Raw genomic sequence first — 9,167 nt, 5'->3', positions numbered from 1 at the left:
CCTCCCTCGCGCCATCAGAGATGTGTATAAGAGACAGCGCTGAAGGGGAACGCCGCGGCGATGGGGTACGAAGACGTCTCCGACTTCGGGCACGCCCTCGAGGACCTGCTCGACGCGGTCCGGCAGGGCGACCGCGAGGTGACGCCGGAGCTGATGGACCTGCTGTTCGAGGGGGTCGATACCGTCGAAGCGATGGTGTCCGAGATCGCGGACACCGGCGACGTGTCGACCGACCCCTCCGACCTGGAGAGCCGCCTCCGGGAGATGGAGGAGCACGGCACCGTCGGCGGCGACGACGGCGACGGCGAATCGGCGACCGGCGACGACGGCGACGCCGGTACCGGGGCGGGCACGGAGACCGAAGACGGCGCGGAGACCGAAGGCGGCACCGAGACCGAAGACGGCACCGAGGGGGACGACGCGACCGAGGAGGGCGAGGACGACGCAGGCGACGTCTCAGTCCCCGAGCTCCCCGACGCCGCGGTCTCCCTCGACGACCCCGTCGTGTACGCGGACGTGACGATCGGCGAGGCCGCGATGGCGGGCGTCGACGCGGCGCTCGTGTTGCAGGCGCTCGACGGCCAGTTCGGCGAGTTCGTCACGGTCCCCGACGCCGAGGCGCTGGAGGACGGGGAGTACGACGAGCGGTTCGACGCCTTCGTCGCCGACGCCGACCCCGCGGTCGTCGCCGAGGGGCTCGGCGCGCTCACGCAGGTCGAGTCGGTCGCGACGGCGCGCGTCGGGGAGGAAGCGAACGAGGGCGCGGCCGACGCCGACGCAGGCGCGGTCGACGCGGATGAAAGCGAGGCCGAATCGGACGACAGGGCGGACGACGCCGACGAACCGGTCGACGACGCCGGCGACGACGCGGGCAAGACGAGCGATAGAGACGACGCCGGCGAGACGAGCGATAGGGACGACGCGGCGGCGGAGGACGCCGGCGACGACTCCCCGTCGGGGTCCGACACGAGCTCCGACAGCACGTCCGACGCGAAGTCCGATTCCAAGTCCGGCGACGAGATCAAGTCGATCCGGGTCGACGTCGACCAGGTCGACGAGCTGTACGGGCTCGTCGAGCAGCTGGTGACGAGCCGGATCAAGCTCCGACGGGAGCTAGAGGAGCTGAACGCGCAGTCGGACGCGCTGGACGAGCTCGACAAGCTCGCCTCCAGCCTGCAGGACACGGCGATGGATATGCGGCTCATCCCGTTCTCGCAGGTGTCCGACTCGTTCCCGCGGCTCGTCCGCGACATCTCGCGGGACCTCGACAAGCGGATCGACTTCGAGATCGAGGGCGACGACGTGGAGCTCGACCGCACCATCCTCACGGAGATGCGCGACCCGCTGGTCCACGTCCTGCGGAACGCGGTCGACCACGGGATCGAGTCCCCCGAGGAGCGCGAGGCCGCCGGCAAGGACCCGACCGGCCACGTCAGGCTCACGGCCGAGCGCGAGCGCGACCACGTCATCATCGAGGTCGCGGACGACGGCGGCGGACTCGACCCCGACCAGCTCCGCGAGAAGGCGGTCGACGAGGGCGTCAAGAGCCGGGAAGCGGTCGAGGCGATGGAGGACGACGAGGTGTACGACCTCGTGTTCCACCCCGGCTTCTCCACCGCGGAGGAGGTGACCGACGTCTCCGGGCGCGGCGTCGGAATGGACGTGGTGCGAACGACCGCCCGCGACCTCGACGGCTCGGTCTCGGTGGAGAGCGAGCCCGGCGAGGGAACCACGGTCCGGTTCCGGCTCCCGGTCACCGTCGCCATCGTGAAGGTGATGTTCGTCGACGTGGGCGGCACGGAGTACGGGATCCCGATCAAGTCGATCGCCGAAGTCGCCCGCGCGGACGACGTGGAGGAGGTCCACGGCGACGAGATCGTCCGCCACGAGGACGACCTGTACCCCGTGATCCGGCTGCAGGAGCGCCTCGCTGACAGCGGCGCCGCGGCGGCCGGGGCGGGAGTCGGCGCCGGCGGCCCCGCGGACGGCGACGCCGCCGAAGCGGACGGGACCGCCTCCGCGTCGACCGACGGCGGCGTAACCGACGAGGGGATGCTCGTGCGGATCCGCGAGGAGACGCGCCAGGTCGCGCTCCACTGCGACGCCGTGCTAGACCAGGAGGAAGTGGTGGTGAAACCGCTCGACGGCCCGCTGTCGGGGACGCCGGGGCTCAGCGGCACGGCGGTCCTCGGCGACGGGGACGTCGTTGCCGTCCTCGACGTGGTGAGCCTATGAGCGGCGAGACCGAGACGCCCTTCGAGGGGGTCCTCAGGCAGATCGACGACACGGTGCCGTTCGAGCCCGGCTACTACAACGAGTCGTACCTCGACCGCCGGATCACCGCCCGGATGCGCCGGCGCGACACCGAGTCGCACGCCGAGTACGAGCGCCTGCTCCGGGAGGACGACGGCGAGCGCGAGGCGCTGATGGACGCGCTCACGATCAACGTGACGGAGTTCTTCCGCAACCCGGAGATGTGGGACGTGCTCCGGGGCGTCCTCCGCGAGCGAACCGCCGAGAAGCGCCGGGTCCGCGTCTGGTCGGCCCCGTCGGCCGACGGTCGGGAGCCGTACTCGGTCGCGATGCTGGCCTGCGACGACCCCGAGATCGACGAGTCGCGCGTCGAGGTGCTCGGCTCGGACATCAGCGAGGAGGCGCTCGACAACGCGCGCGACGGCGTCTACCACACCACCCGCACGACGGACATCGCCGAGGAGCTGGAGCCGCTCTCGGACCCCGACCGCTACGTCGAGCGCGACGGCGACTCGTTCCAGGTTCGGCCGGCGGTCCAGCGGCTCGTCGACTTCGAGACGCACGACCTGATCCGCGACGGCGCGCGCGACCCCTTCGACGTGGTGTTGTGCCGCAACCTCCTGATCTACATCGACGTGGACCACAAAGGAGCGCTGTTCGACACGCTGGAGGCGTCGCTCGCGGAGGACGGGGTGCTCGTCCTCGGCATGACCGAGAGCGTCCCGCCGGACCGCTCGGACAGGTACGAGCCGATCGACAAGCGCCGACGGGTGTTCCGGAGGGTCTGATGTCGCTGTACCAGCACGCGCGGGAGGGGAACGCCGAGCGGCTCAGGGACGCCATGGGCAGCGACAGCGCCGCCGTCCGGAAGCGCGCGGCCGAGTTCCTCGGCGAGGTCGCCGAGCCCGACGACCAGCCGTCCATCGACGTGCTCCTGCGCGCGGCGACCGGCGACGACGACGCGCAGGTCCGGGGGGCCGCGGTCGACGCGCTCGACGAGGTCGGCGAGGCGGCGCTCGAACAGCTCCTCTCGGAGCTCACCGGGACGAAGGGCTCCGAGGCCGAGTGGGTCACCGCCCGGAAGTTCGCCCGCGCGCTGCAGGCCGACCGCCCGGAGCTGCGGATGGCCGCCGCCAACGCGCTCGGTCGCCTCGACGACGCGAGCGGCCTCCAGCACCTCGTCAAGGCGCTCGACGACGAGGACCCCCGAGTCAGGCTCCGGGCGTGTCAGGCCTGCGGAACCTTCGCCGACCCCCGCGCGATCCCCGGACTGACGGAGCGGCTCGACGACGAGCCCCGGGTCCGGCGGGCCGCCGCGAACGCGCTCGGCAACGTCGGCACGGACCAGGCGCTGGCCCCGCTGCTGGACCTGCTCGACGACGGCGACGAGTCGCTCCGGCGGATCGCCGCCGGCGCGCTCGGGAAGGCGAACAACCCGGAGCCCGTGGAGCCGCTGGCGCGCGCGCTCGGCGACGAGAGCGCCGTGGTGCGCAACGCCGCGGTGTACTCGATCATCGAGCTCCTCTCGAACGTGCCGACGAAGCAGAGCCACGCGGTCCGCGACCGGGTCGTCTCCGAGCTGAAACAGGCCGACGACGCGACCGTCGTCGAGCCGCTCGTCGAGATCCTCACCGACGGCCAGCAGAGCCGCCAGCGCCGGAACGCCGCGTGGATCCTCGGGCGCGTCGCGGAGCCGGAGTCGGCCGTCGCGGTCGAGGCGCTCGCGGACGCGCTGGCGGACGAGGACCCGCAGACCGCCCAGTTCGCGGCGACCAGCCTCAAGAGCCTCGGCGGCCCGATCGTCGAGGACCGGCTCCTCGACCGTCTCGGCACCGAACACCCCGAGGACGCCCGGGCGAAGGCGGTGTTCGTGCTCGGGCAGATCGGCGGACAGGAGACGCTCAACCGGCTCGAAGGGTTCACCGACGACGACAGCCCCGCGGTCCGGAAGCGGGTCTTCTCGGCGGTCTCGAAGCTCCGGGCGGGGGGACCGTAAATGTCGGGCGGGAGCGGCGAGTACAAGGTCGCCGACACGCAGGCGCGGTTCGCGGTCGCCGTCCGAGACGGGCGGAAGGTGAGCGACGTCTCGTGGACGCCGGGGCGCGTGCTCCTCTCGAACCGACGGCTGATCCTGGCCGGCAACGACGGGAAGCGCACGGTCCCGCTCTCGGAGCTCGAGGGGCTCGGCGGGCGCCACGACGCCAACCAGTCGGTCGCGCGCGTCTCCAACTACGTCAGCTTCGACCTCGGCGACCAGGTGTTGCTCGTCGCCGCCGCTGACCACGAGTCGTTCGAGCGCGACGTGTACCGGGCGCTGCTCGACCAGCGGACGGTGACGGCGAAACACCCGGCGATCGAGGGCGGCGTCGTCCAGGAGACCGAGTGGGAGCAGGCGCGGGTGAAGATCGACGAGAACGGGCTCAACGCGGCCCTCGAAAGCGGCGCGTTCGTGAAGTTCGACCTCGACGACATCAGCGGGCTCGACGCCGCGAAACGCACCGTCAACGGCGAGAAGAAGCCCGTCATCGAGGTGTCGCACACCGACGACGAGGGGACGAGCATCGAGACCCACATCGCCGGCGCCCCCAGCCGGATGCGGTTCGTCGAGGCGTGGCTCCGGAAGGGAGAGGAGCGCAGCTCGACGAACGTCGACCTCTCAAGCCGCGACCGCGAGGTGTTGATGGCGCTGTACTCCGGCGTCTCGCCGTTCGAGATCCCCTCGTTCCTCGGGATGGACGTCGACGCCGTCGAGGAGACGTTCGAGCGGCTCGTCGACCTCGAAGTCGTCGAGGAGGTGCGCGTGCGACGCGAGGTCGCGCTGAACTCCCGCGGGCGCAACATCGCCAGCGAAGCGATGAACGAGCAGTAGCGGACCGACGAGCGCCGTGGGCCGGGCGTTTCCGGTCCGTCGAACCACTCTTAAGTCACAGCCCGACCGAGGGAGGACATGAGCTACGAGGCGGTGTTCTTCGACCTCGACAACACCCTGTATCCGTACGCCCCCTGCAACGAGGCCGGCAAGCGGGCCGCCCTCGCAGCGTTCCGCGAGCGCGGGTACGAGATGGACCGCGAGACGTTCGACGAGCTGTACGCGACCGCGCGGCGGGAGGCGAAGCGGGAGACCCGCGAGACCGCCGCCTCGCACGACCGACACATCTACTTCAAGCGAGCGCTGCGGCGCCACGCCGGCGAGCACGACGCCGCCGACGCGCTGGCGCTCGGCGACGCCTACTGGGAGGGGTACGCCGCCGAGATGGAGCTGTGCGACGGGGTCGAGCGCGTCTTCGACGCGCTCGCCGAGGCGGGGACGGACGTCGCCGTCGTGACAAACCTCACCACGCGCGTCCAGCTCCAGAAGCTCTCGCGGCTCGCGATCGACGACCGGATCGACCGGCTCGTCACCTCCGAGGAGGTCGGCCGCGAGAAGCCGAGCGCGATCCCCTTCGCGACCGCGCTCGCGGGGTTCGACCGCCGGCCGAGCGAGGCGCTCATGGTCGGCGACAACCTCGACGCCGACGTGGCCGGCGCGAACGCGCTCGGGATGGACACGGCGCTGTTCGTCGCCGACGGCGACGCGCCGACCGTCGAGGAGCTCCCCGAGCGCCAGCGTCCGGACTACCGGCTCGACGCGTTCGCCGACCTGACGGAGGTGGCGGCGTGACCCGCGGGGAACCCGGATCCGACGCGGACGCCGACGGCAATCCCGACCTCCTGCGCGACGCCCGCGAGGCGGTCGTGGAGTACGCGCCCGCGCTCGCGGACCTGACGCCCGGCCGGACCGGAAACCTGAGCGTCCGCGACGGCGATCGGGTCGCCGTCACGCCCACGGGCGTCCCGTACGACTCCTTCGACGCGGCCGACGTGCCGGTGGTCTCGCTGGCTGGCGAGCGGCTGGCGGGCCGGATGGCGCCGTCGAGCGAGGTGCCGATGCACACGGGCATTTATAAACACGACCGGCCGGGCGCGATCGTCCACACCCACTCGCCGTGGGCGACGACGATGGCGACGCTTCACCGGAAGCTCCCGCCGATCCACTACATGATCGCCGCCGTGGGTCGGGAGGTCCCGCTGGCCGACTACGCGCCGTACGGCACCGAGGAGCTGGCCGCGAACGTGGTGGCCGCGATGGGCGAGGCCGGCTCCGACGCCGCGATCCTCGCGAACCACGGGCTCGTCGTCACCGGGCCGGACGTCGAGACGGCGGTCGAGAACACCCACCACGTCGAGGACATCTGTCGGCTCTATCTCCGGGCGTCGTCGGTGGGCGAGCCGCACGTCCTCTCCGACGAGCAGATGGCCACCGTCGAGGAGCGGTTCGAGAGCTACGGCCAGCAGCCCGACGCCGACGACGCGTAGCCAGGGGGTCGCCGACGACGACGCGTAGCGAGGGGACGGCGGTCCGACGCCGACGGCCCGCGACCCGATCGCCTCTCCCGGTTTTATAAATACCGGGCCGGCTACTGGATCGGTATGACCGATCCGGAGCCGGCGGCCCCCGTCGGGGAGACCGCCGAATCGATCGCGACGATGGAGGTCCGCGGCGCGGCAACCATCGCGTCCGCGGCCGCGGAGGCGCTCGCGGAGCAGGCCGAGGCCGCGGCCGAGGCCGGGGAGACCGCGAGCGATCCCGCCGCCTTCCGCGCGTCGATGCGCGCCGCGGGGCGGGCGCTCCGCGAGACCCGCCCGACCGCCGTGTCGCTGCCGAACGCCCTCCGCTACGTCCTCCAGCGGATGGAGGGGGCGACGGTCGACGAGCTGCACCGCAGCGTCGTCGACGCGAGCGAGGCGTTCGTCCGCCAGCTCGACCGCGCACAGGAGGACCTCGGGCGGGTGGGCGCGAACCGCCTCGCCGACGGCGACACGGTGATGACCCACTGTCACTCGACGGACGCGCTCGCGTGCATCGAGGCGGCCGTGGAGCAGGGGAAGTCGATCTCGGCGGTCGTCAAGGAGACGCGCCCGCGCCAGCAGGGCCACATCACCGCCGAACAGCTCCGCGAGGCGGGCGTCCCCGTCACCCTGATCGTCGACTCCGCGGCGCGCCGGTACCTCGACGAGGTCGACCACGTCGTCGTCGGCGCCGACTCGATCGCCGCGGACGGCGGCGTGATCAACAAGATCGGCACCTCGGGGCTGGCGGTCAACGCCCGCGAGCGCGGCGTCCCGATCATGACCGCGGCCCAGACGATCAAGCTCCACCCGGAGACGCTGACGGGTCACACCGTCGAGATCGAGATGCGCGACGAGGGCGAGGTGATCGACGCCAGGGCCCGAGAGGAGATCGGCGAGATCGCGGTCGAGAACCCGGCGTTCGACGTGACGCCGCCGCGGTACATGGACGCGATCGTCACCGAACACGGCCAGTTCCCACCCGAGAGCATCGTGACGCTGATGCGGGAGCTGTTCGGCGAGGGCGCCGCCGAGCCGTGGGCCGATCCATGAGCGGCGAGGAGGGGGAACACGGTGGTCCGGACGACTGGGACGAGGAGCTCGCGGACTGGGACGAAGAGGTCGCTGAGTGGGAGGACGGCGAGGGGAACGAGGAGGGAGGTGACCCGATCGACGACGACCCAGACTTGGAACCGGAGTCCTCCGGTCGCACCCCGAAGGTGGTCTCGGCGGGCCACATCAACTGGGACGTGACGATCCACGTGGGCGAGCTGCCGGAGCCGGACGGTGAGACGCGGATCGATCTACTCGAACAGTCCGGCGGCGGCAGCGCCGCCAACGTCGCGGTCGGGCTCGTCGGCCTCGGCGGCCAGTCGGTCGTCTACGGGAGCGTCGGCGGCGACGAGTCGGGGGCGCTGGCGCTCCGCGAGCTGGCGAGCGCCGGCGTCGACCCGGGACAGGTGCTCGTCGACGCGGATGAGCCGACCTCGGTGAAGTACGCGATCGTCGACGGGAGCGGGGAGCTGCTGATGTTAGCGAACGACGGCGCCAACGAGTCGTTCACCGCGGCCGAGCTCGACCGCGACACGCTCGCGGCGGCCGACCACCTCCACCTGACCGGCCAGCAGCCGGGAACCGCAGCCGCGCTCGCGACCGCCGCTGGCGAGGCCGAGACCACGCGGAGCTTCGATCCCGGGCGCCGCATCGGCGACCGCGAGTTCGAGGCCGCGCTCCACGCCACGGACCTGCTGTTCGTGAACGCCCTCGAGGCCGACGCACTCGCCGACTCGACCGACATCGACCCGTGGGAGCCGGACGACCGCGTCGTCGCGATCAAGCTGGGCGAGGAGGGCGCGACGATCCGGACCCCCCACGGCGACGTGTCACACCCCGGCTTCGACGTCGACGCGGTCGACACCGTCGGGGCCGGCGACGCGTTCGCGGCCGGCTTCCTCGGCGCCGCGCTCAGGGACCCCGAGATCGCCGGCGACGGGTTCTCGCACGACCCCCGCGACTACCAGGTGCCGCTGCTCGTCGGCAACGCCTGCGGCGCGATCGCGGCCGAGACGGTGACCGCCCGCGCCGACCTCTCGTGGGACCGCGTCCGCTCGACGATGGGCGAGTCGCCCGAGTCGGACCTGCTGATCGAGATCCGGGTGTGAACGATGCGTGTTGATCGATAGCGGGAGCGCGTGTGGCGGGCCGTCCGGTGGTTGGGTATGATGAATCGGGCGGTGTTGGTAACGGCGGGTTTTGACATCCTCCTCCGCGTGAACGCGGAGGAATCCCGAGCGGTGGGAGTTTCAGGTTCGCAACCATGAGTCCGATTTCTTCTTCGGGAACCCGTTTAACCCATCACGAAACGGTGGCTGACTGGCGGTGCCAAACCGCCGTTACTCCTATCCTCACTGCCGCTGACTCTCATCTGTTATTTTTGCCAGCAGGGAGTCGCTGACACGTCGACGGACTTGGAGGTATCTTTGGGCTTGCTCGACCAACAGGCACAGACGAACGCTTCTGGCATT

Annotated in this window: 8 protein-coding genes; all 8 read left to right on the top strand. The window is 71.4% G+C overall.

What is annotated here, in order from left to right; translation table 11 throughout:
• Positions 1 to 60: 60 nt before the first annotated feature.
• Positions 61 to 2,235, top strand: coding sequence for a chemotaxis protein CheA (locus C468_RS04325; RefSeq protein WP_008847650.1), 2,175 nt, complete (start codon positions 61 to 63; stop codon positions 2,233 to 2,235).
• Positions 2,232 to 3,041, top strand: coding sequence for a CheR family methyltransferase (locus tag C468_RS04320; protein ID WP_008847649.1), 810 nt, complete (start codon positions 2,232 to 2,234; stop codon positions 3,039 to 3,041). The genes C468_RS04325 and C468_RS04320 overlap by 4 nt, the downstream gene beginning before the upstream one ends.
• Positions 3,041 to 4,249 carry a HEAT repeat domain-containing protein gene (locus C468_RS04315; RefSeq protein WP_008847648.1) on the top strand — a complete coding sequence of 403 codons (1,209 nt, stop codon included), beginning with the start codon at positions 3,041 to 3,043 and terminating at the stop codon, positions 4,247 to 4,249. The genes C468_RS04320 and C468_RS04315 overlap by 1 nt, the downstream gene beginning before the upstream one ends.
• On the top strand, positions 4,250 to 5,122 hold the full coding sequence (locus C468_RS04310) for a CheF family chemotaxis protein (protein WP_008847647.1): 873 nt from the start codon (positions 4,250 to 4,252) through the stop codon (positions 5,120 to 5,122).
• 78 nt (positions 5,123 to 5,200) lie between these two features.
• Positions 5,201 to 5,914 carry an HAD family hydrolase gene (locus C468_RS04305; protein ID WP_008847646.1) on the top strand — a complete coding sequence of 238 codons (714 nt, stop codon included), beginning with the start codon at positions 5,201 to 5,203 and terminating at the stop codon, positions 5,912 to 5,914.
• Positions 5,911 to 6,609 (top strand): class II aldolase/adducin family protein, encoded by a 699-nt coding sequence (locus tag C468_RS04300; protein WP_008847645.1) that lies wholly within the window; start codon positions 5,911 to 5,913, stop codon positions 6,607 to 6,609. The genes C468_RS04305 and C468_RS04300 overlap by 4 nt, the downstream gene beginning before the upstream one ends.
• A 114-nt stretch (positions 6,610 to 6,723) precedes the next feature.
• On the top strand, positions 6,724 to 7,695 hold the full coding sequence (locus tag C468_RS04295) for a ribose 1,5-bisphosphate isomerase (protein ID WP_008847644.1): 972 nt from the start codon (positions 6,724 to 6,726) through the stop codon (positions 7,693 to 7,695).
• On the top strand, positions 7,692 to 8,804 hold the full coding sequence (locus C468_RS04290) for a carbohydrate kinase family protein (RefSeq protein WP_008847643.1): 1,113 nt from the start codon (positions 7,692 to 7,694) through the stop codon (positions 8,802 to 8,804). Before C468_RS04295 ends, C468_RS04290 begins: the two co-directional genes overlap by 4 nt.
• Positions 8,805 to 9,167: the final 363 nt, after the last annotated feature.

Origin of the sequence: Halorubrum kocurii JCM 14978 (assembly GCF_000337355.1) — an archaeon.
GTDB classification, from domain to species: Archaea; Halobacteriota; Halobacteria; order Halobacteriales; family Haloferacaceae; genus Halorubrum; species Halorubrum kocurii.
This window is presented reverse-complemented; position numbering and strand designations above follow the sequence as displayed.

Excerpts from the sequence above, each read along its gene's own strand:
- C468_RS04325 (WP_008847650.1), top strand. The coding sequence starts at position 61 with ATGGGGTACGAAGACGTCTCCGACTTCGGGCACGCCCTCGAGGACCTG.
- C468_RS04320 (WP_008847649.1), top strand. The coding sequence starts at position 2,232 with ATGAGCGGCGAGACCGAGACGCCCTTCGAGGGGGTCCTCAGGCAGATC.
- C468_RS04315 (WP_008847648.1), top strand. The coding sequence starts at position 3,041 with ATGTCGCTGTACCAGCACGCGCGGGAGGGGAACGCCGAGCGGCTCAGG.
- C468_RS04310 (WP_008847647.1), top strand. The coding sequence starts at position 4,250 with ATGTCGGGCGGGAGCGGCGAGTACAAGGTCGCCGACACGCAGGCGCGG.
- C468_RS04305 (WP_008847646.1), top strand. The coding sequence starts at position 5,201 with ATGAGCTACGAGGCGGTGTTCTTCGACCTCGACAACACCCTGTATCCG.
- C468_RS04295 (WP_008847644.1), top strand. The coding sequence starts at position 6,724 with ATGACCGATCCGGAGCCGGCGGCCCCCGTCGGGGAGACCGCCGAATCG.
- C468_RS04290 (WP_008847643.1), top strand. The coding sequence starts at position 7,692 with ATGAGCGGCGAGGAGGGGGAACACGGTGGTCCGGACGACTGGGACGAG.